The sequence below is a fragment of the Streptomyces sp. NPDC031445 genome (assembly GCF_055581365.1).
Genome location: NZ_JBVIJO010000005.1, coordinates 364,391 through 389,072, shown reverse-complemented (window position 1 = coordinate 389,072; position 24,682 = coordinate 364,391). Strand labels below are relative to the sequence as shown.

23 protein-coding genes and 1 tRNA gene are annotated in these 24,682 nt (G+C 72.0%); 12 read left to right on the top strand and 12 right to left on the bottom strand.

Annotated features, from left to right (window positions below; genetic code table 11):
* Positions 1 to 22: 22 nt before the first annotated feature.
* From ACZ5DC_RS16880 to ACZ5DC_RS16865, 4 genes are all read left to right on the top strand, one after another.
* On the top strand, positions 23 to 427 hold the full coding sequence (locus ACZ5DC_RS16880) for a PPOX class F420-dependent oxidoreductase (protein WP_468653392.1): 405 nt from the start codon (positions 23 to 25) through the stop codon (positions 425 to 427).
* Positions 428 to 877: 450 nt separating this feature from the next.
* The gene (gene cysS / locus ACZ5DC_RS16875) at positions 878 to 2,281 is read left to right on the top strand and encodes a cysteine--tRNA ligase (protein ID WP_468653390.1); all 1,404 of its coding nucleotides are present in this window, start codon (positions 878 to 880) and stop codon (positions 2,279 to 2,281) included.
* Positions 2,282 to 2,370: 89 nt separating this feature from the next.
* Positions 2,371 to 3,312, top strand: a complete 942-nt coding sequence (rlmB, locus tag ACZ5DC_RS16870) for a 23S rRNA (guanosine(2251)-2'-O)-methyltransferase RlmB (RefSeq protein ID WP_468653388.1) — start codon at positions 2,371 to 2,373, stop codon at positions 3,310 to 3,312.
* A gap of 150 nt (positions 3,313 to 3,462) precedes the next feature.
* Positions 3,463 to 5,154: a DoxX family protein gene (locus ACZ5DC_RS16865; protein WP_468653386.1), complete on the top strand. Its 1,692-nt coding sequence runs from the start codon at positions 3,463 to 3,465 to the stop codon at positions 5,152 to 5,154.
* Between the two features lie 127 nt (positions 5,155 to 5,281).
* On the opposite strand, the gene ACZ5DC_RS16860 is transcribed toward ACZ5DC_RS16865, so the two are convergent.
* From ACZ5DC_RS16860 to ACZ5DC_RS16840, 5 genes are all read right to left on the bottom strand, one after another.
* On the bottom strand, positions 5,282 to 6,013 hold the full coding sequence (locus ACZ5DC_RS16860; protein ID WP_366749922.1) for a nucleotidyltransferase family protein: 732 nt from the start codon (positions 6,011 to 6,013) through the stop codon (positions 5,282 to 5,284).
* Positions 6,014 to 6,111: 98 nt separating this feature from the next.
* Positions 6,112 to 6,573, bottom strand: coding sequence for a hypothetical protein (locus ACZ5DC_RS16855; protein ID WP_468653384.1), 462 nt, complete (start codon positions 6,571 to 6,573; stop codon positions 6,112 to 6,114).
* A 196-nt stretch (positions 6,574 to 6,769) separates the two neighbouring features.
* Positions 6,770 to 7,906 carry an ABC transporter ATP-binding protein gene (locus tag ACZ5DC_RS16850; protein WP_468653382.1) on the bottom strand — a complete coding sequence of 379 codons (1,137 nt, stop codon included), beginning with the start codon at positions 7,904 to 7,906 and terminating at the stop codon, positions 6,770 to 6,772.
* 213 nt (positions 7,907 to 8,119) lie between these two features.
* Complete coding sequence (locus ACZ5DC_RS16845; RefSeq protein ID WP_468653380.1) at positions 8,120 to 10,330, bottom strand: UvrD-helicase domain-containing protein; 2,211 nt, start codon at positions 10,328 to 10,330, stop codon at positions 8,120 to 8,122.
* 1 nt (position 10,331) lies between these two features.
* Positions 10,332 to 11,246 carry a hypothetical protein gene (locus ACZ5DC_RS16840; RefSeq protein WP_468653378.1) on the bottom strand — a complete coding sequence of 305 codons (915 nt, stop codon included), beginning with the start codon at positions 11,244 to 11,246 and terminating at the stop codon, positions 10,332 to 10,334.
* A 110-nt stretch (positions 11,247 to 11,356) separates the two neighbouring features.
* On the opposite strand from ACZ5DC_RS16840, the gene ACZ5DC_RS16835 reads away from it, so the two are divergent.
* A tRNA-Thr gene (locus tag ACZ5DC_RS16835) sits at positions 11,357 to 11,430 on the top strand.
* Positions 11,431 to 11,469: 39 nt separating this feature from the next.
* Here the strand turns inward: ACZ5DC_RS16835 and ACZ5DC_RS16830 are convergent.
* The gene (locus ACZ5DC_RS16830) at positions 11,470 to 12,381 is read right to left on the bottom strand and encodes an aminoglycoside phosphotransferase family protein (protein WP_468653376.1); all 912 of its coding nucleotides are present in this window, start codon (positions 12,379 to 12,381) and stop codon (positions 11,470 to 11,472) included.
* Here ACZ5DC_RS16830 and ACZ5DC_RS16825 point away from each other — a divergent pair.
* From ACZ5DC_RS16825 to ACZ5DC_RS16815, 3 genes are read left to right on the top strand one after another with little or no spacing between them, the layout of a single operon-like run.
* Positions 12,380 to 13,033 (top strand): rhomboid-like protein, encoded by a 654-nt coding sequence (locus ACZ5DC_RS16825; protein WP_468653374.1) that lies wholly within the window; start codon positions 12,380 to 12,382, stop codon positions 13,031 to 13,033. The two genes, ACZ5DC_RS16830 and ACZ5DC_RS16825, sit on opposite strands and share 2 nt — an antisense overlap.
* A 10-nt stretch (positions 13,034 to 13,043) precedes the next feature.
* The gene (locus tag ACZ5DC_RS16820) at positions 13,044 to 14,450 is read left to right on the top strand and encodes an NAD(P)/FAD-dependent oxidoreductase (RefSeq protein WP_468653372.1); all 1,407 of its coding nucleotides are present in this window, start codon (positions 13,044 to 13,046) and stop codon (positions 14,448 to 14,450) included.
* Between the two features lie 32 nt (positions 14,451 to 14,482).
* The gene (locus ACZ5DC_RS16815) at positions 14,483 to 14,962 is read left to right on the top strand and encodes a GNAT family N-acetyltransferase (RefSeq protein WP_468653370.1); all 480 of its coding nucleotides are present in this window, start codon (positions 14,483 to 14,485) and stop codon (positions 14,960 to 14,962) included.
* 664 nt (positions 14,963 to 15,626) lie between these two features.
* On the opposite strand, the gene ACZ5DC_RS16810 is transcribed toward ACZ5DC_RS16815, so the two are convergent.
* Both ACZ5DC_RS16810 and ACZ5DC_RS16805 read right to left on the bottom strand, forming a co-directional pair.
* Positions 15,627 to 16,598, bottom strand: coding sequence for a zinc-binding dehydrogenase (locus ACZ5DC_RS16810; protein ID WP_468653368.1), 972 nt, complete (start codon positions 16,596 to 16,598; stop codon positions 15,627 to 15,629).
* A 47-nt stretch (positions 16,599 to 16,645) separates the two neighbouring features.
* Entirely contained in the window at positions 16,646 to 17,818 is a 1,173-nt protein-coding gene (locus tag ACZ5DC_RS16805; RefSeq protein WP_468653366.1) for an FAD-dependent oxidoreductase, read from the bottom strand.
* Between the two features lie 123 nt (positions 17,819 to 17,941).
* Here ACZ5DC_RS16805 and ACZ5DC_RS16800 point away from each other — a divergent pair, with 123 nt between their 5' ends.
* On the top strand, positions 17,942 to 18,634 hold the full coding sequence (locus ACZ5DC_RS16800) for a pentapeptide repeat-containing protein (RefSeq protein WP_468653364.1): 693 nt from the start codon (positions 17,942 to 17,944) through the stop codon (positions 18,632 to 18,634).
* A 30-nt stretch (positions 18,635 to 18,664) separates the two neighbouring features.
* On the opposite strand, the gene ACZ5DC_RS16795 is transcribed toward ACZ5DC_RS16800, so the two are convergent.
* A complete protein-coding gene (locus ACZ5DC_RS16795) occupies positions 18,665 to 20,059 on the bottom strand; it encodes a M1 family metallopeptidase (RefSeq protein WP_468653362.1) in 1,395 nt (464 codons plus the stop codon).
* Between the two features lie 532 nt (positions 20,060 to 20,591).
* Between ACZ5DC_RS16795 and ACZ5DC_RS16790 the strand changes: the two genes are divergently transcribed.
* Positions 20,592 to 21,092: a hypothetical protein gene (locus ACZ5DC_RS16790; protein ID WP_468653360.1), complete on the top strand. Its 501-nt coding sequence runs from the start codon at positions 20,592 to 20,594 to the stop codon at positions 21,090 to 21,092.
* A gap of 84 nt (positions 21,093 to 21,176) precedes the next feature.
* On the opposite strand, the gene ACZ5DC_RS16785 is transcribed toward ACZ5DC_RS16790, so the two are convergent.
* Complete coding sequence (locus ACZ5DC_RS16785) at positions 21,177 to 21,752, bottom strand: TerD family protein (protein ID WP_468653358.1); 576 nt, start codon at positions 21,750 to 21,752, stop codon at positions 21,177 to 21,179.
* 167 nt (positions 21,753 to 21,919) lie between these two features.
* Between ACZ5DC_RS16785 and arfB the strand changes: the two genes are divergently transcribed.
* Complete coding sequence (arfB, locus tag ACZ5DC_RS16780) at positions 21,920 to 22,357, top strand: alternative ribosome rescue aminoacyl-tRNA hydrolase ArfB (RefSeq protein ID WP_366749905.1); 438 nt, start codon at positions 21,920 to 21,922, stop codon at positions 22,355 to 22,357.
* Positions 22,358 to 22,463: 106 nt separating this feature from the next.
* Entirely contained in the window at positions 22,464 to 23,303 is an 840-nt protein-coding gene (locus tag ACZ5DC_RS16775) for a sigma-70 family RNA polymerase sigma factor (protein ID WP_468653355.1), read from the top strand.
* A gap of 11 nt (positions 23,304 to 23,314) precedes the next feature.
* On the opposite strand, the gene ACZ5DC_RS16770 is transcribed toward ACZ5DC_RS16775, so the two are convergent.
* Complete coding sequence (locus ACZ5DC_RS16770; protein WP_468653353.1) at positions 23,315 to 23,776, bottom strand: GNAT family N-acetyltransferase; 462 nt, start codon at positions 23,774 to 23,776, stop codon at positions 23,315 to 23,317.
* 79 nt (positions 23,777 to 23,855) lie between these two features.
* Positions 23,856 to 24,428 carry a flavin reductase family protein gene (locus ACZ5DC_RS16765; protein WP_468653351.1) on the bottom strand — a complete coding sequence of 191 codons (573 nt, stop codon included), beginning with the start codon at positions 24,426 to 24,428 and terminating at the stop codon, positions 23,856 to 23,858.
* Between the last annotated feature and the right edge of the window lie 254 nt (positions 24,429 to 24,682).

The following is a 24,682-nucleotide window of genomic DNA, read 5'->3' as shown; positions in this document are numbered from 1 at the left end:
TCGTGTACTCCGGAGGGTGCCCATGTCCGCCGTACTGTCCGACCGCCTGAAGTCCGTGCTCGACGGCAAGGTGTTCGTCGTCCTCGGCACCGTCCAGCCCGACGGGAGCCCGCAGATGTCCCCGGTGTGGGTGAAGCGCGACGGCGACGACCTCCTGGTCTCCACGACGGTCGACCGCCGCAAGTACCACAACCTGGAGCGCGAGCCCCGGGTGACGGTCGTCGTCGTGAACCCCGACGAGCCGTACGAGTACGCCGAGATCCGCGGCACCGCCGAGACCACGACCGAGGGCGGCCAGGAACTCATCGACGAACTCAGCCGCAAGTACACCGGCAAGGACTACGCGGACTTCAACCCGGCCTCGGGCCAGGACGCCGAGCGGGTGGCCGTACGGATCCGGCCGCGAAAGGTGGTCGGGCGGCTGTGACGGTGACCGGGGCCGACCGGTGAGGACCGCGCCGCCCGCGCGGGGTCGTGGGGCGGCGGGGTGGCCGTTGAGGACACTGCGCCGCCCGTGGGCGGAGCCCGTTGTCGGGTGCGGTGACCCGGTCTCGGGCCGGGACGCCGGGCGGGTGGTCGTGCGGGTCCGGTTGCGGGAGGTCGTCGGGCGGTTGTGACGGCGATCGGGGCGGCCGGTGAGGACCCGCCGCCCGCGCGCGTCATTGCCGGTGGTGACTGCGCCGCCCGTGGGCGGAGCCCGTTGTCGGGTGCGGTGACCCGGTCTGGGGCCGGGACGCCGGGCGGGTGGTCGTGCGGGTCCGGTCGCGGGAGGGGTGAGGAGCGTGTCGGCGGGGCGGCGCGGGGGCCGGTTCCGTGGTGACGCGGCATCCTGGCGGGAAGGCGCATGGCACTGCCCGGGGCCCACTACTCTGGAGTGGTGACTATTCGCCTGTACGACACCAGCGCCCGGCAGATCCGTGACTTCACCCCGCTCAAGCCGGGCTGCGTCTCGATCTACCTCTGTGGCGCCACCGTGCAGGCGGCACCCCACATCGGCCACATCCGCTCGGGCCTCAACTTCGACATCATGCGCCGCTGGTTCGCGTACCGCGGCTACGAGGTGACGTTCATCCGGAACGTCACCGACATCGACGACAAGATCATCGCCAAGAGCCACGAGCAGAACCGGCCCTGGTGGTCGATCGGGTACGAGAACGAGCGCGCTTTCAACGAGGGCTACGCCGCCCTCGGCTGCCTCCCGCCAACCTACGAACCCCGCGCCACCGGCCACATCCCCGAGATGGTCGAGATGATGCGGGGCCTCATCGAGCGCGGGCACGCCTACGAGGCCGACGGCAACGTCTACTTCGACGTACGGTCCTTCCCGCACTACCTGGCGCTGTCCCGGCAGGAGCTGGACAACCTGCTCCAGCCGTCCGGCGAGGGCGAGACCGGGAAGCGGGACCCGCGCGACTTCGCCATGTGGAAGTCCGCCAAGCCCGGCGAGCCGACCTGGCCGACCCCGTGGGGCCCGGGCCGCCCCGGCTGGCACCTGGAGTGCTCGGCGATGGCCCACAAGTACCTGGGCAGCGCCTTCGACATCCACGGCGGCGGCCTCGACCTGATCTTCCCGCACCACGAGAACGAGATCGCGCAGGCCAAGGCCTACGGCGACGAGTTCGCCCGGTACTGGGTGCACAACGCCTGGGTGACCATGGCCGGCGACAAGATGTCCAAGTCGCTCGGCAACAGCGTGCTGGTCAGTGAGATGGTCAAGCAGTGGCGGCCCGTCGTGCTCCGCTACTACCTGGGCACCCCGCACTACCGCTCGATGATCGAGTACAGCGAGGAGTCCCTGCGCGAGGCCGAGTCCGCGTTCGCGCGGATCGAGGGCTTCGTGCAGCGGGTCACCGAGCTGGCCGGGAAGCCGGTCGAGCCGGCCGCCGAGGTCCCGCCCGCCTTCGCCGAGGCGATGGACGACGACCTGGGCGTCCCGCAGGCCCTCGCCGTCGTGCACACCACCGTCCGGCAGGGCAACAGCGCGCTGGCCGCCGACGACAAGGAGGCCGCCGTCGCCCGGCTCGCCGAGGTGCGGGCCATGCTCGGCGTCCTCGGCCTGGACCCGCTCGACCCGCACTGGGCCGGTGAGGCCGGCGACCGGGGTGAGGACCTGAACGGCGTGGTCGACAGCCTCGTACGCCTCGTCCTCGACCAGCGCGAGTCCGCCCGCGCCCGCAAGGACTGGGCCACCGCCGACGCCATCCGCGACCAGCTCGGCCAGGCCGGGCTGGCCATCGAGGACAGCCCGCAGGGCCCGCGCTGGAGCCTCGGCCCGCGCTAGCCCCCCGCTTGATCGATTGTGCCGCCCGGCCCTCCGGGCGGCACACTGCATAAGACGTACGTACGAAAGCTCACGAAGACAGGTAGGTCATGGCCGCGAACAACCGTCGCATGTCCGGCAAGAAGGGCGCGCAGGTCGGCAGTGGCGGCCAGCGGCGCCGGGGCCTGGAAGGCAAGGGCCCGACCCCGCCCGCCGAGATGCGCAAGGGGCACGCCAAGCAGCGCGCCGCGGCGGCCAAGGCCCGCCGCGCGCAGGGCCGCACGCCGCAGCGCCGGGGCGGTGGCAGGTCCACCTCCGAACTGGTGGTCGGCCGCAACCCGGTCGTCGAGGCGCTCCGCGAGGGCGTCCCCGCCTCCACTCTCTACGTCCAGCAGTTCATCGACAACGACGAGCGCGTCCGCGAGGCCCTCCAGCTCGCCGCCGAGCGCGGCGGCATCAACCTCATGGAGGCCCCGCGTCCCGAGCTGGACCGCATGACGAACGGCCTCAACCACCAGGGCCTGGTCCTCCAGGTCCCGCCGTACGAGTACGCGCACCCGGAGGACCTGCTCGACGCCGCGGCCGACGAGGGCGAGGACCCGCTGGTCGTCGCCCTGGACGGGGTCACCGACCCGCGCAACCTCGGCGCCGTCGTCCGGTCCGTCTCCGCCTTCGGCGGCCACGGCGTCCTGGTCCCCGAGCGCCGCTCGGCCGGCATGACCGCCGGTGCCTGGAAGACCTCCGCCGGTACGGCCGCCCGTACGCCGGTCGCCCGCGCCACCAACCTCACCCGGACCCTGGAGGCCTACAAGAAGGCCGGCCTCACGGTGGTCGGCCTGGCGGCGGACGGCGAGGTCGAACTCGGCGACCTGGAGGCCCTGGGGGGTCCGGTCGCCATCGTCGTCGGCAGCGAGGGCAAGGGCCTGTCCCGCCTGGTCGGCGAGACCTGCGACTTCCGCGTCCGCATCCCGATGCCGGGCGGCGCCGAGTCGCTCAACGCGGGTGTGGCCGCCGGCATCGTGCTGTACGAGGCCGCGCGCCGGCGCAGCTGAACAACCGTCCGGACGGGCCTGAACGCCCGTCCGGAAGTTCACCCTTGCGGGGTAATTCGGGCGGCCATATGGCGCTCGGGGCCGCTTTGACGGGGTCCGGACACATCCGGGCGGTCAAAGCAGTGTCCTAACGCCACGTCACTCGGTTAGATGAGTGTGGACACCAGAACACCCCGCACACCCACGGGCGACCGTTCGTCGGGATTCGACGACGCTCCCGCGCTGAGCATGGTGAAGGTGCCGAGCGATCCGGCGCAGGTCATCGTCAACCACGCCAGCTTCCGCGTGCAGCTGGGCGCGGCGGCCCGGCGCACCCAATCCCCGCGGATCGCCCGGCATCTGAGCGCCGGCCAGGACACCGCCCGGATGCCCGTCGTGGGCACGGCGGGCCGGGCCGGCGCCGCCGGCCGCCGCCGCCCCGTCGTGTGGAGCGGCAAGTCCGCCCCCGACGACACCGGCGCCCACCGGCTCCTCCAGGCCGTGCGGGGCAGCAGCGTCCGCCACGCCGACGAGCCCGAGGCCGGCGCCACCCAGGTCATCCCGCGCGTCCAGACGGGTTACGCCGACGCCTACGACGAACGCGACCTCACCGTCGAGACGCCCGTCGTCGGCCACCAGCGCACCGCCCCGGGCGCCGACGGCACCCGCCTCCTGCCGCACATGCGCACGGCCACCGGCGCCTACGACGACCCGCCCTACCCCGCCTACCCCGACGACCACGAGCCGTACGACACCTACCCGGCCGGCACCGACCCCGAGAGCGACCCCGCCGCGGACGCCGACGCCCCGCGCCGCGCCAGGCGCCAGGGCGACGATCCGGCCCGGCACGCCTACTACCCCGGCCGCCGGCTCAACCTCGGCGTCGTCCTGCTCCCGCTGCGCATCTTCCTCGGCTTCATCTCCATCTACGCCGGCATGGGCAAGCTGTGCGACCCCGTCTACTTCGACGGCGGCAAGCGCGGCTCCATGGTCACCTGGCTCAACACGCTGCACCCCTGGGACGTCGCCGAGCCGCTGCGCCAGTTCGCCCTGCACCACCCGGTCGGCTCCGGCCTGGTCATCGCGTTCCTCCAGGTCGTCGTCGGCGTCCTGACCATCCTGGGCTGCTGGCAGCGCGTCGCGGCGGTCGTCGGCGCGATGCTCTCCGCCGCCCTGATCGTCACCGTCAGCTGGAAGACCGTCCCGGTCTACGACGCCCCGGACATCATCTACCTCGCCGCCTGGTCCCCGCTGATCATCGCCGGCGCCCCCGTCTACTCCGTGGACGGCCGTCTCGCGGGCGGTGCCTGGCGCCGTCTCGGCCCCCGCGCCGACATCTGGGAACTGCGCCGCCACGTCCTGCGCCGCGGCGCGCTGATCACGGCCGTCACGGTCGGCCTGACCCTGTTCATCGGGTCCCTGCTGGGCGGCGCGGTCCGCGACTCCAGCCGCGTGGTCGTCCCCGGACCCGGCGAGGCGCCCCGCAACCAGCTCCCCGGCTCCCCGCTCCCGCAGGAACCCGGCACGCGGCACGAGAAGACCCCGTCGGCGTCCAGCTCCCCGACGGGCGGCGCCACGGCCGGCGCGAGCCCCTCGGGGGCGGCGACGACCCCGGGCACCAGCCGGGCCACCTCCGGCGGCACCACCACGACCCCGACCCAGACCCAGGGCACCACGGGTCAGGTCCCGCCCCGCCAGACGTCCCCGACGACGGGCGGCGCCCCGAGCACGACGGCGGGTCCGACGAGCACGGGCGGCGGCACCAGCACCGGCGGGTCGACGACCGGCGGCGGCAGCACGTCCACGGGCGGCGGCAGCACCTCCACCGGCCAGCCGGGCCTGGTGGGCGGCCTGCTGGGCTGACGGAACAGGAGCAGGAACAGAAGGAGGGCCCCGTACCGGGAAAGGTACGGGGCCCTCTTCGCTCTCGGGGACTCGGAAACCCGGGGACTCGGGGCCGGCGGGCCCGCCCAGGGGCCCGCGGAGCCGTTCAGCGGCCGAGCGTCGCCAGCTCCTTGGCCGCCTCCGTCAGGTCCTTCGCCGTGTCGATGGCCCGCCAGTACGCGCCCTGCGGAATGGGGAACCCGGCCAGCTTCTTCTCCCGGGCCAGCCGGGGGAACGTGGTCCGTTCGTGATCGCCTCGCTCGGGCAGCAGGGAGGCGAACTCCGGCGAGAACACGTAGACACCCGCGTTGATCTCGAACGTCGACGGCGGTGCCTCGATGAAGTCGGTGATGTGCCCGAACCCGTCGGTCTTCACCGCTCCCCACGGGATCCGCGGCCGGGCGAGGGCCAGCGTGGCGACGGCGTCCCGCTCGGTGTGGAAGTCGGCCATGTCCCGCAGGGAGAACCGCGTCCAGATGTCACCGTTCGTGGCGTACCAGGGCCGTTCCGGATGGGGCAGACGGGCCGCCGCGTACCGCAGGCCGCCGCCGCGGCCGAGGGGCTCGCTCTCCACGACGGTGGTGACGGAGACGGGAAGGTCGGCCGAGTCCAGCCACTTCTGCAGGACGTCGGCGAGGTGGCCGCAGGAGACCACGACGTCCGTCACACCTTCCTCGGCCAGCCAGGTCAGCTGGTGGCCGATGATCGGAGTGCCCGTACCGGGGATCTCGACCATCGGCTTGGGCCGGTCGTCGGTGTACGGACGCAGCCGGGAGCCCTGGCCACCGGCCAGGACCACGGCTTGAGTGGGGCGCGACGCGGCGTTCGGATGGGTCATGACCGCACTGTACGTGGCGCCCCACGGCTGTCCACGGGCGGCGGCGCGCTCCTTGGGGAGCCGTTACCCGGTTCTCACCGGGGACGCGCCGCCGGGGCTCAGCTGTGCGCGGCCAGCACGCCGGAGGCGAAGGCCGTGTCGCACACCGGGCGGGCGTACGACTGGGCGCGGGAGGCGCCGTAGATGTGCACCGCGGCCCTGCCGAGGGCGCGGGCGATGGAGGAGCAGTGCCGGGCCAGCGAGGGGCGGCCGTTGACGGCCTGCTGGAGGTGGGTCAGGACCACCCCCGGGTTCTTGTGCTGGAGCTCGGTCATCAGCTGGTCGCGGAGCACGTCCTGCGGGGCGCGGGTGGTCCTCTTGGCGGAGACCTCGACCGACGAGACGTCGGAGGCGGCCAGCACCGAGCTGGAGGGGCTCCCCGTCCAGTTGACCCGGGTGACCGCGAGGGTCCCGGAGAGCACCAGGACGACGGGCAGGACGAGGGCGAGAGTGCGGCCGATACGGCGGGCAGGGCCGCCCCGGTGGCCGCGTCGTGTCTGTGGGGTGGTGGAGTGCTTCACGCGTGTGAGGGTAGCGCCCCGTGATGATTTGGAGACATTGAGTCACCCTTATGGGGGATGAGAAGGCGCTGATTTCCGGGTAACGGGTTGACGAAGCGCCCCCTCACAAGATCGACGGGAAGGGCCCCGCACGCCGAGCGTGCGGGGCCCTCGCGAAGCCGTCGGCCGTAAGCGGTCGGCCGTAAGCCGTCGGCCGTCAGTCGGACAGCCGCTCGCCGGTGGACGTGGAGAACACGTGGGTCTCGCCCGGCCGCGGCACGACGTGCAGCGTGGAGCCCTTCTCCGGCACGGAGCGGCTGCTGACGCGGACCACGAGGTCCCTCGTCTCGCCGCCGACCTCGACGGTGCCGTAGACGTAGCCGTCGGCGCCGGTCTCCTCGACGACGTTCACGGAGACGGCGAGGCCGGCCGGGGCGTCGGAGGCGTCCTTGGACAGGGAGGCGGCGACGGAGCCGTTGTGCTCGACCACGTCGAAGTGCTCGGGACGCACACCGACGGTGACCGTGCGGTCGCCCTTGTCGGCGGCGGCCTTCAGGGCCTCCCGGTTGACCGGGACGACGCTGTTGCCGAACTTCACGCCGCCGTCGGTGATCGGCACCTCGATCAGGTTCATGGCGGGGGAGCCGATGAAGCCGGCGACGAAGAGGTTCGCGGGCTTGTCGTACATGTTCCGCGGCGAGTCGACCTGCTGGAGGATGCCGTCCTTGAGCACGGCCACCCGGTCGCCCATCGTCATGGCCTCGACCTGGTCATGGGTGACGTAGACCGTGGTGATGCCGAGGCGGCGCTGGAGGGACGCGATCTGCGTACGGGTGGAGACGCGGAGCTTGGCGTCCAGGTTGGACAGCGGCTCGTCCATGAGGAAGACCTGCGGCTCGCGGACGATCGCGCGGCCCATGGCGACACGCTGGCGCTGACCGCCGGAGAGCGCCTTCGGCTTGCGGTCCAGGTACTCGGTGAGGTCGAGGATCTTCGCGGCCTCCTCGACCTTCTGCCGGATCTCCGCCTTGTTCACGCCGGCGATCTTGAGCGCGAAGCCCATGTTGTCGGCGACCGTCATGTGCGGGTAGAGGGCGTAGTTCTGGAACACCATGGCGATGTCCCGGTCCTTGGGCGGCAGGTGCGTGACGTCGCGGTCACCGATGCGGATGGCACCGCCGTTGACGTCCTCCAGGCCCGCGAGCATTCGCAGGGAGGTGGACTTTCCGCAACCGGACGGGCCGACCAGGACGAGGAACTCGCCGTCCTCGATCGCGATGTCGAGTGCGTCGACGGCGGGCTTGGTGGAACCCGGGTAGATCCGGGTCGCCTTGTCGAACGTGACTGTGGCCATGGTGATGGGCCCCCTTCTACCGGCAGGAACGTGCCGGACGATCCGTTGTAGGAAGGTGGTTGGTGTAGTCCACGCGGGTGAACTGGATCAGGACGGTACCTGGCGTTCACTCGATCTGTCAGTAGCCCGGCCGGTGTGAACTTCACGGAAATTTTCGACAGCGACTCCGGCGGGCAGCGGAAGCGAGGGCTGCCCGCCGGAGCGGAACGGTGATCAGGAGATGGCGACGTCGGCGTCCAGGGCCTTCGTGACGATGCTGCTGAACTCACCGTCATGGGGGGCGAAGACCGTCAGGTGGCTCTCCGCCCTGCTCACCGAGAGGTAGAACTGCGAGTACAGCGCCCGCATGGCACTGCCGCCTTGGCCGTACTCGTGCAGTCCGCCGGCGCCGCCCAGTACGACGACATGTGAGAACTGCAGGCCGGCGGCGTACTCGGCAGCTGTGATGATCAGTGCCCGACGTGAATACCTCAGACGGTCGATGTCGTCCCGGCCTTCGATCAGGACGACCGATGCCTTCGAGAACTCCGGGGCGAGGAGCGCGGTCTTGAGCGCTTCGAGATCGCCGTTTCCCACGCCGACGAGGGCCACTCGCTGGTGCTGCGAGCTTCCCTTGAGCTGCTCGAGGGCACCCCGCAGTGCCGTGGCGGCCAATGACTCCCGTGGTGCGAACTGGATACGAGGCATGTCCTCGCCCTCCTCGTCGGAGGCAGTCGGGACCTGGTACTCCCAGTCGTGCCCCACCTCCACCATGTTGGGCATCGAGCTGTGCAGGTGCTGCACGAAGCCGAACACGGGCTTGGAGAACCGGTGCACTTTCTCCAGGTCGATCGAATCGACCGTCTGAGCCTTCTGGGATCTGTTCCCGGATCCTCCGCTGAGTTCGTTCTCCGAGAGCTTGGTCAGCAGCACGAAGATCGACTGATGGGGGTCCGTAGCCATGATCAGCTTGGGATGCAGCTCGGCCTCGCGGGTCAGGTGATGAAGCAGGTAGCGCTCCGAATCGCTGAACAAGTGGAACTCGTCCACGAAAATGAGGTCATAGCCCCGTGATTCACGGAGCGTGTGCCAGGTGTACGTCTCCAGGTAGCGTCTGAAGTCGTCAACCATCTGATCAGTGGTGAGCTGCTTGCGATCGTTCAGGCTCTTGATGTAGAAGCGGTACGCAGCGAAGGCTAGTTCTCGGTCCGCCGGTGTCTCCAGCGGAACCATCCAAGGCTCACGGTTCAGCCCTCGGTATTCTTCCAGGGCGTTGAAGCTCGGTTTGATCTGATGGGTATCGAATACCTCGGCGTACTCGCGCAGGAGTGCCCAGCACAGTCGGAGGCGCTCGGGTTGATCGGATGGGGCCTCGACCCCGTCGCAGACCCAGGCGCTCACGAAGTCCCGGTAGCTCTGCCAGGTGTTGGACCTGATGCGTTCGACGGCGGCGTCGATGAGCTTCATCTGCTGCTGCTTGCCGTCAAGGCTGTCCTCGCCCAGCACCTCCAGCTCGGTTCCTTGCAGCCATTGGCAGAGGAAGGTCAGCGGCATCACGTCGATCTGATCGCACAGACCCCGCTCGTCGAGCTTGTGCAATGCTTCCTCGACCTGTTGGGCGATTGCCCAACTGTGTGTGAGATACAAGATTCGGAAGGGGGTTTTGCCGACTTTCTCCGCTTGGTACAGCTCGTGAAGTGCCTTGAGTTGAAGGATCAGGGTCTTACCCGTGCCGGCCGCACCGCGAATCTTCAGAGGATTCGCAAGGTCGTTGTTGAGGACATTACGCTGCGTCTCGGTCAGGAAGGGCAGCCACTCTGTGAAGGAGCGGTCCTTCAGCAGCGCCCCGTTCCCGACTCGCTCTAAATCGACTGAATTCTGCACTCGCTGAGGTTTCGGAGCTCGGCTGGCGAACGGTGCCCGGGTCGCTTCCCACGCCGCGGGGAACGCCTTCAAGGCGGTGTTCGCGGGTTGGAGATCCCGCTCGGCCCTGAACTGCTGGAGGGTCGTACGGTCGTCACGGCTCGTAAGCGCCCAGAAACCGAAGTGTCCACCACCGAGGGACTCTGCTATCCATCGCAGTGAATCCGGGTTCATGTTCTTCGGCAAGGCGAAGAAGGCCAGCAAGTTCTCGTAGGAGAACTTGCTCCACGCGGAAGGCAGCGAAACGGGCGGGCGTGCCATGGCCTGGGAGGCGCGGTCGACGCGCTCGAGGAACCGAGCTGCCTCGTATTCGTCGTGGTCCAGGATGAGCTCCCAGCACCAATCCTCGATCAGGATCAGATTGCTGTCCCGGGTGTCTTCGCGGTGGACGAAGTATGTGTTGTCCTCGACCGTTCTCTTCACTACGTCGTCGCAGACGAAGTCGTCATCCGCGCCTTCGGTGCCGACCGAGTAGAAGTTCTGCAGGTAGGCAGTGAGGCTGGCTCGTGTGAAGGTGATCAACTCAGCACTCCCAGGCTTCGGCGAGCTTCGACAAGTGATTGTCACGAGCCAGTTCGTAATCCGTCGGCAACCCTATGTCGGTGAAAACCTGCGCCATCTGCTGAACGACACGATGACAGAACAGGGTGCTGAGCCGGGCTACGCGACGAGCCTTCGTCGAGGCCGTCTCGTCCATCGGCCTGAGGGAGACCGAGGACTCGTGGATGCTGCTGACGAGGCGCAGAAGTGCCACATAACCGGCTGGATGGTACGGGCTCGGCTTGTGTACGTACAGGAAGTCGCCGGGGAATCGTTGCAGGCGATCGCGCAGGCTGCTCCTGAGCATCTGATCGGTACTCTTCTTGCCCGGCTTGGCCTTGTCCATCCTTCTGCAATGCGCCTGGATGCATCGGCAGAACGGCTGGCGGTGCGCGCACAGGGTCAACTCTGCGACGGTCTTCTCCAAGGCCAGCAGAGCGCGAATGCCGGTGGCAAGCTCGTCACGCGTCTTGCTTTGATGAGGAAGGAGCCTCGCGACATCCTCGGGGGCGTAACCGAGCCGAATCATTTCGAACGCCCTGTCTACCTGATCCGAGTTGCTGGCGTCGCGGAAGAACTTGCGAATGGCCCGCTCGGCCGCAAGTCGTTGAGCGTCCAGCTCTTTGGGTATGACGAATTGCTCTATGTAGGTGTCGACGGGAATGGCGGGCACGTACGTGATGAGGTTCCAGTTCTTCCCGTACGCGAGGTCGCAATTAGCAGTGACTACGAACCCCAACGTTCCGCCGCGATCGTGCGGGAAGTCTTTCTCGGGATGCAGGAACTGGATCACATCGCCTTGCCGAATGGCGACGTCGGCGTCTGCCGGGACTCGATCGTGCTCGGCGAATAAGTCCTCGCTCTGCACTTCACCAGGTGGGAGTGTGGTGTCAGTCACGGCGGGATCGTACTCCGGGTGGCCGGCCGGGGGGAGAAGGTTGTGGCTCGGTGGTGGGACGACTGTGTAAGGTTGCTCACGGTCCACCCATTGCCCAAGTGGGTGGTCCTGCCTCCTTAGCTCAGCTGGTCAGAGCGCCGCTCTTGTAAAGCGAAGGTCGTCGGTTCGAATCCGACAGGGGGCTCGTGCGGTCCAGGTGGGACATCGTCCCGCCTGGGCTTTCTCATGTGAGCAGGCGGGCGATCTCCAGTCGGCGGGCCTCGATCGGGCGGCCGTCCTCCACGTCCCACAGGGCGTTCTGGAGCAGGCGGCCGAGGGTCCACGCGCGGGCCCGGGCGCGGTCCAGGCCGAGGACGTCGGTCATCGCGTCGAAGCGCCAGCGGACCTCGGCCGCGTCGAAGCGGTTGTCCAGGGCGGGCCACAGCTCGAAGCCGGGATCGCCGGCCAGCGGTTTGGGGTCGATGGCGAGCCAGTCGGCGCGGTCGGCGGCGAGGACGTTCTCGTCGTGCAGGTCCCAGTGCAGCAGCCGGTCGCCGGGCTCGTGGGCGACCTCGCGCACGGCGGCCGCGCAGTCGGCGACGATCCGGCGGACCCCGGGGTCCGGGATGCGCGGCAGCGCCCGCGGGGTCCGTTCCAGCATGGCCTCGGCGATGTCGCCCAGGCGGCGCAGGCCGGGCGGGGCGGGGAAGGACGTGAGGTGGGCCAGCAGCCGGGCGATGACCAGGACGGCCTCGCGGGTGTCGCCGAGGCCCGCGAGCATCCGGGACTCGTCCAGGCGCTCCAGGAGCATGGTGCCGGTGGCCGGGTCGTGGTCCAGGAGCCGCACCGCCCCGTCGCCGTCCCACACGCGCAGCGCGACCGGTTCGCCCACGCTCTCCGCGTCCGTCAGCTGGAGCTTGAGGACCGCGCGGAGGCCGTCGGCGCGGACGACGGGCAGGACCAGGGCGCTGACGCCGTTCATCGACGGCCCGTCGAGCGTGAGCCGCCAGCGGCTCAGGAACTCGGCCGCGAGGCCGGGCAGCGCGGCGATGAACGCCCGTCCCGCCGCGCCGTTGTACGTCTCCTGTGCCTTGGCCAGCTCGCCGGGGATGTCAATCACGAAGCGGACGATACTGGCGTGCGTGAATCGGCTCATGCGATTTCTCCGGGGCCTGAGCGGGGTGTGGGCGTACGTCCGCGCCGCTCCCGGCACGTACGTGTGGCTGGGTGTCCTGGTCGTGACGACCGTCGCGCTGCACCACATGTCGCCGGAGTTCGAGGAGCACTTCCTGCGGCGCCGGTCGACCAACATCCATGAGCTGTCCCGCAATCCGGTGCGGGTGCTGGTGGCCAGCGCGATGTGGATCGAGAGCGGGCACTGGGTGCCGTACGCCCTGCTGTACACGGTGTTCCACGCGCCGGCCGAGCGCTGGCTGGGCACGGCCCGCTGGCTGGCGGTGTGCGCGCTGGCGCACGTGCTGGCCTCGCTGATCAGCGAGGGGGCGCTGCTGGAGGCGATCCGCCAGGGCATGGCCCCGCAGTCGGCGGTGAACACCCTGGACATCGGGGTGAGTTACGCGCTGGCCGGGGTGATCGCGGTGCTCGTCTACCGGATCGCGGCGCCCTGGCGGTACGTGTACCTGCCGGTGGTGCTGGCCGTGTTCGGGCTGCCGCTGGCCGCCGGGCCGACCTTCACCGACTTCGGTCACATCGTCGCCGTACTGATCGGTCTGGCCTGCTATCCGCTGGTCAGGGGCTGCGGAAAAGCATGGAATCCGAAGGAGACACTGGACGGGCTCAGGGGTTAACGTCCCCGCCATGAGCAGCTCGGCGAGCAGTGTCGTGAACGGTGGCATCTCCTTCTGGTACGCGGACGACGGCCTCCCGGCGGTGCGGGAGCCGCTGCCCGGGGACGCGTCCGCCGACGTCGTGATCGTGGGCGGCGGCTACACGGGGCTGTGGACCGCGTACTACCTGAAGAAGGCGGCGCCCTTCCTGCGGATCACCGTCCTGGAGCAGAAGTTCTGCGGCTACGGCGCCTCCGGCCGCAACGGCGGCTGGCTGTACAACGGGATCGCGGGCCGCGACCGGTACGCGAAGCTGCACGGCCACGAGGCCGCCGTACGGCTCCAGCGGGCGATGAACGACACCGTGACCGAGGTGATCGCGGTCGCCGAGGCGGAGGGCATCGACGCCGACGTGCACCGGGGCGGCGTCCTGGAGGTGGCCACCACTCCGGCGCAGCTGGCCCGGCTGAAGGCGTTCCACCGGCACGAGCTGTCGTACGGGGAGAAGGACCGGGAACTGTACGGCGCCCGGGAGACCGCCGAGCGGATCCGGATCGCGGACGCGGTCGGCTCCACCTGGACCCCGCACGGGGCCCGGCTGCACCCGGTGAAGCTGGTCAAGGGGCTCGCGGCGGCCGTGGAGGCGCTCGGCGTGACCATCCACGAGTCGACGCCGGTGACGGAGATCCGCCCCAAGCACGCGGTCACCCCCTACGGGACCGTCCGCGCGCCGTACGTGCTGCGCTGCACCGAGGGCTTCACCGCGTCCCTGCGGGGGCAGCGGCGGACCTGGCTGCCGATGAACTCCTCGATGATCGCGACCGAGCCGCTGACCGAGGAGCAGTGGGCGGCGATCGGCTGGTCGGGCCGGGAGACCCTCGGCGACATGGCGCACGCCTACATGTACGCCCAGCGCACGGCGGACGGCCGGATCGCGCTCGGCGGGCGCGGGGTGCCGTACCGCTTCGGTTCGCGCACCGACAACGACGGCCGGACGCAGGCGGCGACGGTCGAGGCCCTGCGGGAGATCCTGACCCGCTTCTTCCCGTCCCTGGCCGGGGTGCGGATCGAACACGCGTGGTCGGGGGTGCTCGGGGTGCCGCGGGACTGGTGCGCCACGGTGACGCTCGACCGTTCCACCGGCCTCGGCTGGGCGGGCGGTTACGTCGGCTCCGGCGTCGCCACCACCAACCTGGCCGCCCGCACCCTGAGCGACCTGGTGCAGCGGGACTCCGGACAGGGCGGGCGGACCGCGCTGACGGACCTGCCCTGGGTGAACCACAGGGTCCGCAAGTGGGAGCCGGAACCTTTCCGCTGGCTGGGCGTCCAGGGCATGTACGCCACCTACCGCGCCGCCGACCAGCGTGAACGCCTCCACCCGGGCACCGAGTCCTCGCGCCTGGCGAAGGTGGCCGACCGGGTGGCGGGACGGCACTGAGGCCCGGTGGGCGGGCCGGTTACCCTCGCGGCATGATTCGTACCGCGACCCCCGACGACGTCCCCGTCATCCACACCATGGTCCGTGAGCTGGCCGAGTACGAGAAGGCGCCCGAGGAGGCCCGGGCGAGCGAGGCGCAGTTGCGGGAGGCGCTGTTCGGGGAGCGGCCGGCCGCGTTCGCGCACATGGCGGTGGACGAGGCGAGCGGGGAGCCGGCCGGGTTCGCGCTGTGGTTCCTCAACTTCTCCACCTGGCGCGGGGTGCACGGCGTCTACCTGGAGGACCTGTACGTCCGTCCGGAGGCGCGCGGCGGCGGCCACGGGCGGGCGCTGCTGGCCGAGCTGGCGCGGATCTGCGTGGAGCGCGGCTACGAGCGGCTGGAGTGGTCGGTGCTGAACTGGAACCGGCCGGCGATCGGCTTCTACGAGGCGCTGGGCGCCCGGCCCCAGGACGAGTGGACGGTGTACCGGCCCACGGACGGGGCGCTGACCGCACTGGGCTCGGCCGGCTGACACCGCTTCCGACGGCGGTCGCGGTCACGGTCGCGATCACGGTTTCGGTCCCGGCCGCCGGGGCGGTGGCGGTGACCCGGGCGTCCGTGGCCGGTCGCGCCGTTCCCCGCGCCACGGGGCCGGCGAGCCGCAGCAGCCCGCTCGCTCGGCGCGGGTCCGTGCCGCTGTGGGGTTCCGCCGGGTGGTGGGTGTGAGTGGCCGGCGGGCGCCCGCTCGGGGCGCCGAACCGCGCGGCCCCACCTCGCCGTCGCGGCGGCCCGCCTTCGTGCCGCCCCGCTTCCGCGTCGGCCCGCCATGCGCTCTCGTGCCGCCTCCGCGCCGTTCCGCTGGCCCGGGCGTCCGTGGCCGGTCGCGCCGTTCCCCGCGCCCCGGGGCCGGCGAGCCGCAGCCCGCTCGCTCGGCGCGGTTCCGTGCCGCTGTGTGGTTCCGCCGGGTGATGGGTGCGAGCGACCGGCGGGCGCCCGGCCGGGGCGCCGAACCGCGCGGCCCCACCTCGCCGTCGCGGCGGCCCGGCCTCGCGCCGCCCCGCCTCCGCGCCTCCGCGCCTCGCCCACGCCTCGCCTCCGCGTCGGCCCGCCCTGCGCCCTTCCCCTGCCCCGCCAACGCGCCGCGCCGCACCCTCACGCCTCCGCCCCGCCCCCCGCGCCGGCCCGGTCGTCGGCCGTCAGGGTTCCAGTACGACCTTGCCGATGGTTCTCCGTTCCTCCAGTGCCCGGTGTGCGGTGGCGGCCTGGGTGAGGGGGAAGCGGGTGACGGCCGGGCGCAGCCGGCCCCGGGCGGCCTCGGCGAGGGCGCGCAGTTCCAGCGCGCGCAGGCCGCCGGCGCGCTCCAGCATCGCCGGGCCGAGCACCGATTCCGAGACGCCCTCGACGTGGTACCCCCGGCCCTGCCCGATGCCCTCCGCCGACCAGCCGAACACCAGGTGCCGGCCGCCGGGGCCGAGCAGGGCGACGGCGTCCCGGGCGACCCGGCCGCCGACGCCGTCGTAGACGAGGGTGGCCGGCCTGCCGCCGAGGTGGGCGCGGACCTTGGCGGGCCAGTCGGGGTCGGTGTAGTCGACGGCGAGGCCGGCGCCGTCGGCGCGTACCCGGGCGGTCTTCTCCGGGCCGCCCGCGAGCCCGATCACGGTCGCCCCGGCGTTCCTGGCGTGCTGCACGAGCAGGGTGCCGATGCCGCCGGCCGCGGCCGGTACGACCACCACGTCGTCCGGTCCCGGCTCGGCGAACCCCGCGATGCCCAGCGCCGTACGGCCCGTGCCGATCATGGCGACGGCGGCGGCGGGGTCCAGGCCGTCCGGGATGTCGTGCACACGCTCGACCTCGGTGACGGCCAGTTCGGCGTAGCCGCCGGGCGCGAAGCCGAGGTGGGCCACCACCCGCCGGCCGAGCCACAGGCCGTCCACGCCGTCGCCGAGCGCGTCCACGACCCCGGCGACCTCCCGGCCGGGCACGGTCGGCAGGCGGGGCGGTTCGGGCAGCGGGCCCTGGTGGCCCTCCCGCAGGGCCGCGTCGAGCAGGTGCACACCGGCCGCGGCGACCGCGATCCGCACCTGGCCGGGGCCCGGGACGGGGTCCGGGAGTTCCTCGTAGGTCAGGTTCTCGGCCGGGCCGAAGGCGTACAGGCGGACGGCGTGCATGGGACCCCCAGGGAGACGAGGTTCGGTGTGGTCCCCACCCTCGGACCTCAAGCGCGCTTGAGGTCAAGGGCGGGCCGGCCGAGGACCAGGGACACCGCCGTCACCGCGCTGTTGAACGACACCTCCGCGAGCACCCCCGGGGCCGCCACCTGGTCCCCCACGAGGTAGACCCCGTCGCCGCGGTCCACGGCGGGCCGGTCCCGCCAGCTGCGGCCCGGCAGGTCCACGGCCCCCGTACGGCCGTCCGCCACGGCCTCCCGCCGCCAGGTCACCCGCTCCCGCCACCCCCGGAAGCCGAGGTCCAGCAGCTGCTCGGCGCGGGCCACGCCGTCGGCCCGGGTCTGGCCGGGCCCGATCGGGAACTGCCCCTGGACCAGCTGCTCCCCGGCGGGCGCGAGGGACGGGTCCTGCGCGGTGAAGCGCTCGATCCAGCCGGGCGCGTCCAGGTCGGAGACGGCGAACGCGTCCCCGCGCCGGGTGCGTACGGCGAGGTCGAGCAGGACGGTGCGGCCGCTCGGCCACTCCAGCGCGTCGTCGCGCAGCAGCCGCCGGGCGGCGGGCAGGCCGGTGGCGACGACCACCGGGGTGTCCTCCGGCAGCGCGTCCACCCGGGCACCGGTCTCGATCCGCACGCCCATGTTCCAGGCCCGCGCGGCCATCCGGTCGACGACCCCGCCCCAGCCGCCGCGCGGGTAGTGCGCCTCCGGCGGCAGCTTGGCGGCCCGGCGCAGCCGCTCCTGCACGAAGGCGGCGGACAGGCCGCCCGGGTCGTGGTGGAACAGGGCCACCGCGGCGTAGTGGGCGGCCGCGCGGGCGCCCTCCTCCCCGGCGATCCCGCTCGCCCAGCCGAGGAAGTCGGCGTCGGCGGGGGCCGGGCCGACCCGGCGCCGCAGCAGCTTGAGCATGGCGAAGGGCGGGGTGCGGCGCAGTACGCCGTGGTGGCGCAGGCGCAGCCGGGCGGCCTGAAGGGGCGGCAGGGCGGCGAGCGGGCCGATCAGGTCCCGCTGCCTCAGCCAGGTCCAGTGCGGGCCGCCGGCGTAGAGGGCGTGCGGCCCCTCGTTGGTCCGGTACGGCCCCTCCGCCGTCCGGGCCCGCCCGCCCAGGGTGCCGTGGGCCTCGTACACGGTGACCCGCGCGCCGGCCTCGGCGGCGGTGATCGCGGCGGTGAGTCCGGCGAAGCCGCCGCCGATGACGGTGATGTGGTGCGCGGGCTTGTGCATGGTTCTCCCTGCGGTCGGTGCACCTGTCCGGCAGTACGACGGCCCGTGCCCCGCCGTGTGTGACATCCCGGGTGTTTCCCCAGCTCGGCGCCGGTTGTCAGTGGCGGGGTGCAGCATGGGCGCATGGTGAGGCGAGCGACGGGAAGCCGGCCCGCGGGCCGGCAGGCGGTGCGGGGCGCGCGGCGGCCGGATGTGCGGCTGCCGCCGCTGGAGCCCTGGACCGAGGGGGAGCTGGCGCCGGACGGCGACTACGACGGGCTGGAGTTCCGGGAGTGCGATCTCGCCGGGCAGGACGGCGCGGGCGCCCGGTTCATGGACTGCGCGCTGACGGGCTGCGCGGTGGACGAGACCGCGCTGGGCCGGGCCCGGGTGCTGGACTCGGTGCTGACCGGACTGCGCGGGGTGGGGACGAGGCTGGCCGAGGCCACGCTCAGGGACGTCGAGCTGGTCGACGCCCGTCTGGGCGGTACGCAGCTGCACGGAGCCGTGCTGGAGAGAGTCGTGATCCGGGGCGGCAAGATCGACTACCTGAACCTGCGCGAGGCCCGCCTCAAGGACGTCGTCTTCGAGTCCTGCGTGCTGGTCGAGCCGGACTTCGCGGGGGCGCGCCTGGAGCGGGTGGAGTTCACCGACTGCGCCCTGAAGGGGGCCGACTTCGGCGGGGCGACCCTGACCGACGTCGACCTGCGCGGGGCCGCTCCGCTGGAGATCACCCGGGGCCTGGACCGGCTCTCCGGCGCGGTGATCAGCACGGGCCAGCTGCTCGACCTGGCCCCGGTGCTGGCGGCGGCGATGGGCATCCGGGTGGAAGGCTGAGGCGCAGTCCGTGGTCCGGGCCGCCCGTCCTCACGGGTGGTCCGGCTTGCCGTCGCCGTACAGCCAGTCCTTCCAGATCCCGTCGAAGTCCTGGTCCGGGGCCTTCTCCTCGACGTACGCGGTGAAGTCGGCGGTGCTCGCGGTGGCGTGGCGGTGGGCGGCGGCCCAGCCCTGGAGGATGGCGTAGAAGGTGTCGTCGCCGGCCTTCTGGCGGATCTTCTGCAGGACCATCGCGCCGCGCTCGTAGACCGGGCTGCCCGAGATGTGCGCGGCGTCCGGCTGCTGCGCCGGCGGGAACGCCCAGATGTCCTGGCGGTCGCCCTCGTAGAGGCGGGTGAACGTCTCCTGGGCGGTGGGCCCGCCGTGGTCCTCCTGGTACAGCCACTCCGCGTACGTCGCGAAGCCCTCGTTGAGCCACATGTCCCGCCAGGACCGCGGGGTGACCGAGTCGCCGTACCACTGGTGGGCGAGTTCGTGCACGAGGATCGAGGTGTCCAGCTGGTCGGCGGGGAAGACGGGCCGGTTCTGGGTCTCCAGGGCGTAGCCCGCGTCGTGCGGGCGGTCGACGATCGCCCCGGCCGAGGAGAACGGGTACGGCCCGAAGTTGTACTCCTCCCAGTCGAGGATCTCCGGCAGCTCGGCGAGCACCTTCGCGCTCGCCCCGGCCTGGGTGGGGTCGACGGCGGTGAGGACGGGCAGGCCGTGCGGGCCGGTGCTCCGGGTGATGTCGTAGTGGCCGATGGCGACGGTGGCGACGTAGCTCGCCATGGGCTGGCCGGTGTGCCAGTGGTAGGCGGTGCGGCCGTCCTTCGTGCTCCGGCCCGTCAACTCGCCGTTGGAGACGGCCTGGAGCCCCTTCGGCACGGTGACCGTGATGTCGTACGTCGCCTTGTCGGAGGGGTGGTGGTTGCCGGGGAACCAGGCCATGGAGCCGACGGGTTCGCCGAGGGCGAGGGCGCCGTCGGCGGTGGGCAGCCAGCCCTCCTCGGAGCCGTCGGGGTCGGTGAGGGTGCGCGGGGTGCCCGAGTAGCGGACGGTCGTGCGGAACGTCTCACCCCGGGCGAGGTCGTCGTGCGGGCGGACGGTGAGTTCCTGGCCGGCGCGGTTCCAGCGGGCGTCCTCGCCCTCGACGGTGACCGAGTCGACGTGCAGCCCCGTGAGGTCGAGGTCGAAGGCGGGCAGGTCCCGGGTGGCCCGGGCGGTGATGACGGCCGTGCCGGTCAGCCGGCGAGTGGCCGGGGTGTAGTCCAGGCTGAGGGCGTAGTGGCCGACGTCGTAACCGCCGTTGCCCGCCTTCGGGAAGTACGGGTCGCGCACCCCGGAGCCGCCCGGTGTGCCCCGCACGCCGCCGTCGCACGCGGTGCCGGTGAGGGCGAGGCCGAGGAACGCGGCGAGGACCGGGACAAGGCGCACGGATCTGGACATGCCAGCGATCTTAGGCACGGAGCCCGCCCCGGGCAGGCCCACCGCATTCACGGACGAGGCCGGGCCGGCGGGGCTCGGGGGACTGTGGGCCGGGAGTGGGCCGGGTTGTCGGGGGCGGGAGCCAGGTCGCCGGGTCCGTGGCTCGGGGGACCGGTGCTGGGGCGGGTCGGCGGGTGCGTGGCTGCGAACGTGGGCCGGGCCTCGGGCGGAGTTCCGCGAACCTCGGCGAGGCGGGGCGGCAGGGCTCGGGGGGTCGTGAGCCGGGACTGGGCCGGGCCGGCGCGGGCGTGGGGGCCGGGTCGGCGGGTGTGTGGCTGCGAAAGGTGGGCCCGGCCTCGGGCGGAGTTCGGCGAACCTTGGCGAGGCGGGGCGGCAGGGCTCGGGGACCGGGGCTGGGCCGGGCCGGCGGGTCCGTGGCTTCGAAGGCGGGAGTCGGGTCGGCGGTGTCCGTGGCTCGGACGGTGGGCCGGGTCAGTGGGGTCGGGTGACCGTGGCCGCGGCTCGGGTGGGGTGGCGTGACACCATCTCCTCCGTGCTCGACATCGGCTACGCCCTCTCCAACCGGTTCCCGGACCCCCCGCAGACCGACTACCGCCGCGCGGACGTCCACGCGCTGCGGTACGACCTGTTCTGCGGGGACGTCTACCTCGCGGACACCGAGTCCGACCGGGAACTGTCCACAGCCTGGGGATGGGTGCCGGTGCTGGACTTCGCGTGGGCGCTGTGCGACATCGTGGAACGGCTGGACCGGGACCCGATGGGCTCGCGCGCCGCCCGCCCGCAGCGCGCGGAGCTGGACTTCACCGAGTCCACCGACCGCATGCTCTTCGAGCGCCGTTTCGGCTGGGTCGACGTCACCGCCGACTGGGTGCCGGCCGAGGAGTCCCCGCTGACCTTCTCGCACGCCGAACTCCGCCGCGAGGCCCGCGACTTCCTGCACGACCTGCTCGCGGACCTCACCGACCTCCACGAGGACCTGGCGGAGAACCCGGCGGTCTGGACCCTCCAGGCCCGCTTCCCCCGGGTGCCGTGAAGCGGGTGCCATGAAGCGGGTGCGGTGAGGAAGGCCCCTCGAATCCGTCGTGAACCGGGGGCCTCCTCGCACGGCTCACACCCGTCAGACGTTCACGCCGAAGTCCTGGGCGATGCCCACCAGGCCCGAGGCGTAACCCTGGCCCACCGCGCGGAACTTCCACTCCGCGCCGTTGCGGTACAGCTCGCCGAAGACCATGGCCGTCTCGGTGGCCGCGTCCTCGGACAGGTCGTAGCGCGCGATCTCGGCGCCGCCCGCCTGGTTGACGATGCGGATGTAGGCGTTGCGGACCTGGCCGAAGTTCTGGCCGCGGTTCTCGGCGTCGTAGATGGAGACCGGGAAGACGATCTTCTCGACGTCGGCCGGGAGCGCGGCCAGGTTGACGTTGATCGCCTCGTCGTCGCCGGCGCCCTCGCCCGTGCGGTTGTCGCCCGTGTGGACGATCGAGTTGTCCGGGGTCTGCTTGTTGTTGAAGAAGACGAAGTGGGCGTCCGAGTAGACCTTGCCCTGGCCGTTCACCGCGATGGCGGAGGCGTCCAGGTCGAAGTCCGTGCCGGTCGTGGTGCGGACGTCCCAGCCGAGGCCCACGGTGACGGCGGTCAGGCCCGGAGCCTCCTTGGTGAGCGAGACGTTGCCACCCTTGGACAGGCTTACAGCCATTGTTGGGAGTCCCTTCCTTAGATATCCGTGCGTATCGGTGCACTCTGTGCCGACGAAGCTACCGTCACCGGGGACAACGTCGAGGGGGGTCCCCGTGGTTCCTGATCCCTTTACCTTTTTTACCGAACCGGAAATCCAGGTGACGTGAGGCGGGCCGGGCCGGGAACATGAAAGACATGTCCGGGCCCTACCTCATCCGTGGCTCGGTCTCGCTTCCCGAGGCCGAGCTGATGTGGCGTTTCTCCAGGTCGTCCGGGCCCGGGGGGCAGCACGTCAACACCAGTGACTCGCAGGTCGAGCTGCGCTTCGACCTCGCCCGCACGGAGGCGCTCCCTCCGGTGTGGAAGGAGCGGGCACTGCGGCGGCTGGCCGGCCGCCTCGTCGACGGGGTGGTGTCCGTACGGGCCTCGGAACACCGTTCCCAGTGGCGCAACCGCGAGGCCGCCGCCGTACGCCTCGCCGCGCTCCTCGCGGAGGCCACCGCGCCACCGCCCAAGCCCCGCACGCCGACCCGCATCCCGCGCGGCATCAACGAACGCCGGCTGCGGGAGAAGAAGCAGCGCGCGCAGACCAAGCGGGGCCGTTCGGGCCGGGACTGGGGCTAGCCGGGCCGGAGCCGCGCCCTGTCACATCTCCGCGCTCCCCGTCGTCAAGGCGGTGCAGGAGGACTCGGGACCGCCGGGGACGACGACGGAGAGGCCGCAGCCACCCATGACCGACGACGACTTTCTCGCCCAGCGCTTCGAGGCGTACCGGGGGCACCTGCGGGCCGTCGCCCACCGGATGCTCGGCTCCGCCGCCGAGGCCGAGGACGCCGTCCAGGAGACCTGGTTCCGGCTGAGCCGGTCCGACACCCGCGAGGTGGCGAACCTCGGCGGCTGGCTGACGACCGTCGTCGGCCGGGTCTGCCTCGACATGCTCCGCTCCCGCCGCTCCCGGGGCGAGCAGCCGCTGGAGACCTGGCGGCCGGCGCCCTCCGCCGAGCCGGACCCGGTGCGGGACGCCCTGCTCGCCGACTCGGTCGGGCCGGCCCTTCTCGTCGTCCTGGACACGCTCTCCCCGGCCGAGCGGCTCGCCTTCGTGCTGCACGACCTGTTCGGGGTGCCCTTCGAGGAGGTCGGCGGCATCCTGGGCCGCAGCCCGGCCGCGGCCCGGCAGCTCGCCAGCCGGGCCCGGCGCCGGGTGCGGGGCGTGCAGGCGCCGGAGACCGACCTGGCCCGGCAGCGGGAGGTGGTGGACGCCTTCCTGGCAGCCGCGCGGAACGGTGACTTCGACGGGCTGCTGGCGGTGCTCGACCCCGCGGTGGAGGCCCGGAGCGAGGCCGGTGTGAACAGCGGCGCGGCCCGGGTCGCCGCCGCCGCGGCGACCTTCGCCCATCTTGCGGACGTCGCGCGTCCGGTGCTGGTGGACGGCGCGACCGGCCTCGCCGTGTTCGCCGGCGGCCGCCCGGAGCGGGTGCTGGCCTTCACCTTCGCCGCCGGCCGCATCTCGGTGATCGACGTCGTCACCGGGCCCGCCCGGCTGGCGGAGCTGACCGTCGAGGAGCTGTGAACGGGCCCGGCTCAGGCCAGGTCCAGCACCCCCACCGTCTGCCCCCCGCTCGTCTCCCCGTTCTTCCGGAAACCCAGGCGGAGGTAGAACTCCTCGGGGCCGTGCGGGCCGGGGTGCCAGCTGACGTACATCCGCTTGCCGCCCCGGCGGCGGATCTCGGCGGCCACGGCGTCGACGGCGAAGCGGCCGTAGCCGTTGCCCTGCTCGTCGGCGGCGATGTTCAGCCGCCACAGCCCGGAGCGGCGCACACTGCCGTCGCCGTGCCAGTCGATGTCGAAGAAGGCCATCAGGAAGCCGGTCGCGCGTGCGCCGTCGACGATCAGGCGGGGCCAGGCGACACCGGCGGGGTGGACGTACGCCTCGGCGAGGGAGCGTACGACCGGTGAGACGGCGTGTTCCTGGTCGGGGCGGACGCGGAGGGCGACGGCGGTGTCGAAGTTCTCCGGGGTGACTTCTTCCAGACGTGGTGTCATCCGCGCACCGTAGGCGGGCGCTTCCCGGGGCCGCCACGGAATTCACCGGCCGGCCCGGCGCCGCCGCGAGGTGCCCGGCTCAGCCCAACTGCCGGTACCGCCCCCGGAAGTACAGCAGCGGGCCCCCCTCGGCGCTCGGCACCCGGGCGGTGAGGACGCGGCCGATGACCAGGGTGTGGTCCCCGGCGGTCACCCGCTGCTCGGTCCGGCACTCCAGGGTGGCCAGCGCGCCGCCGACCAGCTGGGCGCCGGTGACCTCGCCCCGGACGTAGGGGATGTCCTCGAAGAGCAGCCGGTCGCTGATGCGGCCCTTCATGGCGAAGCGGCCGGCGATGTGCCGCTGGCTCTCGGTGAGGACCGACACCGCCCACAGCGGCTGCTCGTCGAGCAGGTCGTCCATGCGGGCGCCCGTGCGCAGGCTGACCAGGACCAGCGGCGGGTCGAGGGAGACGGACATGAACGCGGTGGCGGTCATGCCGACGTCCTCCACGCCCGGCGCCTCGGGGTCGTCCGGGTCCAGCGGCGGTTCCTGCGCGGTGACCAGGACCACGCCGGCGGCCAGCCGGGACATCGCGGCCCGGAACTCGTCGTTGCTCACCCCCTCAGCATGCCCGGTGGGCAGGGGGGTCGTGGGGGAGGGAGTCTTCAGCACGCCGGAAACGCTAGTCGCCGCCCCGCGCGGCCCGCATCGGCCCTCCGCCCGAGCCTGGTCCTAGGACCAGCGGCGCACACAGGCGCGAACCGGCCGGATACGCGCATCATGTGAGCACGGGTGCACGCTGTGCGTTCAGGAAACGCACAGGGCAAACGCAGAAACTCCACTCAATTGTTCACGTTCTCCTGTGACTTGAGTCACAAGGGGCAGGAATTGTTGACCCTGTGTACCGAGTGGGCTTCGCGCTGTGA

Coding starts and splice junctions, on each gene's coding strand:
- ACZ5DC_RS16805 (WP_468653366.1), bottom strand. CDS start 17,818: ATGCACAAGCCCGCGCACCACATCACCGTCATCGGCGGCGGCTTCGCC.
- ACZ5DC_RS16850 (WP_468653382.1), bottom strand. CDS start 7,906: ATGGCCACAGTCACGTTCGACAAGGCGACCCGGATCTACCCGGGTTCC.
- ACZ5DC_RS16830 (WP_468653376.1), bottom strand. CDS start 12,381: ATGAGCCGATTCACGCACGCCAGTATCGTCCGCTTCGTGATTGACATC.
- rlmB (WP_468653388.1), top strand. CDS start 2,371: ATGGCCGCGAACAACCGTCGCATGTCCGGCAAGAAGGGCGCGCAGGTC.
- ACZ5DC_RS16785 (WP_468653358.1), bottom strand. CDS start 21,752: ATGGCTGTAAGCCTGTCCAAGGGTGGCAACGTCTCGCTCACCAAGGAG.
- ACZ5DC_RS16770 (WP_468653353.1), bottom strand. CDS start 23,776: ATGACACCACGTCTGGAAGAAGTCACCCCGGAGAACTTCGACACCGCC.
- ACZ5DC_RS16880 (WP_468653392.1), top strand. CDS start 23: ATGTCCGCCGTACTGTCCGACCGCCTGAAGTCCGTGCTCGACGGCAAG.
- ACZ5DC_RS16795 (WP_468653362.1), bottom strand. CDS start 20,059: ATGTCCAGATCCGTGCGCCTTGTCCCGGTCCTCGCCGCGTTCCTCGGC.
- ACZ5DC_RS16865 (WP_468653386.1), top strand. CDS start 3,463: ATGAGTGTGGACACCAGAACACCCCGCACACCCACGGGCGACCGTTCG.
- ACZ5DC_RS16825 (WP_468653374.1), top strand. CDS start 12,380: ATGCGATTTCTCCGGGGCCTGAGCGGGGTGTGGGCGTACGTCCGCGCC.
- ACZ5DC_RS16860 (WP_366749922.1), bottom strand. CDS start 6,013: ATGACCCATCCGAACGCCGCGTCGCGCCCCACTCAAGCCGTGGTCCTG.
- ACZ5DC_RS16775 (WP_468653355.1), top strand. CDS start 22,464: ATGACCGACGACGACTTTCTCGCCCAGCGCTTCGAGGCGTACCGGGGG.
- ACZ5DC_RS16815 (WP_468653370.1), top strand. CDS start 14,483: ATGATTCGTACCGCGACCCCCGACGACGTCCCCGTCATCCACACCATG.
- ACZ5DC_RS16820 (WP_468653372.1), top strand. CDS start 13,044: ATGAGCAGCTCGGCGAGCAGTGTCGTGAACGGTGGCATCTCCTTCTGG.
- arfB (WP_366749905.1), top strand. CDS start 21,920: ATGAAAGACATGTCCGGGCCCTACCTCATCCGTGGCTCGGTCTCGCTT.
- ACZ5DC_RS16810 (WP_468653368.1), bottom strand. CDS start 16,598: ATGCACGCCGTCCGCCTGTACGCCTTCGGCCCGGCCGAGAACCTGACC.
- ACZ5DC_RS16800 (WP_468653364.1), top strand. CDS start 17,942: ATGGTGAGGCGAGCGACGGGAAGCCGGCCCGCGGGCCGGCAGGCGGTG.